The organism is Nocardia cyriacigeorgica NBRC 100375, assembly GCF_000308555.1.
Classification (GTDB): Bacteria; Actinomycetota; Actinomycetes; order Mycobacteriales; family Mycobacteriaceae; genus Nocardia; species Nocardia cyriacigeorgica.
Genome location: NZ_BAFY01000225.1, coordinates 1 through 985 on the forward strand (window position 1 = coordinate 1; position 985 = coordinate 985).

Genomic DNA, 985 nt, shown 5'->3' on the forward strand with positions numbered 1-985 from the left:
CGCACCAGTGCCACCAGACCGAGGATCACGACCATGGCCAGCGCCAGCGCCACCCACGGCAGCATCTCCCACATCCGCTCGAAACCCTTGAACAGCAACATCCCCGCGACCGCCGCACCCGCGCTCTGGCCGCCGAGAATCATCCACTGCCGCTTGTTCGCCTCGTACTCGGCCTTGCGAGCGCTGCGCGATCCACGCGCGGCCGGCGCCCCGGCGCTCGACGCCGACGCGGTGCTCGTGGCCGGTTTCTTGGTCAGTGCGGCCGCCTTGGCGCCGGCCAGCGAGCTCACTTTGCCGAGCGCTCCGGCCTTGCCGAGCGAACCGGCCTTGCGGCGCAGCGACGACGAGGTGCGGCTCAGCGCGGCGGTGCGGCGGCCCCAGGACGACTCCTCGGGCTCGTCGTCATCGTCGAACTCGTCATCGAGTTCGTCGTCGAGCAGTTCGTCCTCGTCGTAGAAGTCCTCGGCGTCGAGGTCGGCGTCGGCGTCCGGCGCGACCGGGGCATAGACATCGGTGCGCTGGTCGTCGGGTTCGACGATCTCGGCGGGCTCCGGACGGGCGGCGCCACGACCGGATCGGCCGCGGCCCTTGCGGCCGGCTTCGGCGCGTTCGGCGCCGTCTCGCAGCAGATCGCCCGCGACGGTCTGGCCGGACAGCAGTTGCTGATCTTGGTTGGCCAGCGACCACGCGGCCGTCGGGATGCCGCCGGTCTCGGGTCCACCCGACCCGGAACGATGTCGTCGTGCCGACCAGGCGGGCAGGCCGTTCTCGCCCTGTGCCTCGCGCCGACGCGGCAGCTCGGGGCGGGTATCGCGGGCGGGCGGCGGCTCGGGCGCCGGGGTGGGTCCAGGGGCGAAACCTTTGATGGTCGGCGACCAGGCGACCGTCGCCGGGCCCTGGTCCTGGTCCGGCGCAGGCCGCGGGCCCGGCGCGTAGCCGTTGACCGGGGGCGGCGTCCAGGCCGGGAGCGCCGGTCCCGGCTCGG

General features: G+C 73.7%; 1 pseudogene. It reads right to left on the minus strand.

The annotated features are described in order from the left end of the window. Window positions 1-985: pseudogene (locus RJ05_RS31490) on the minus strand (hypothetical protein); the annotation flags it as partial.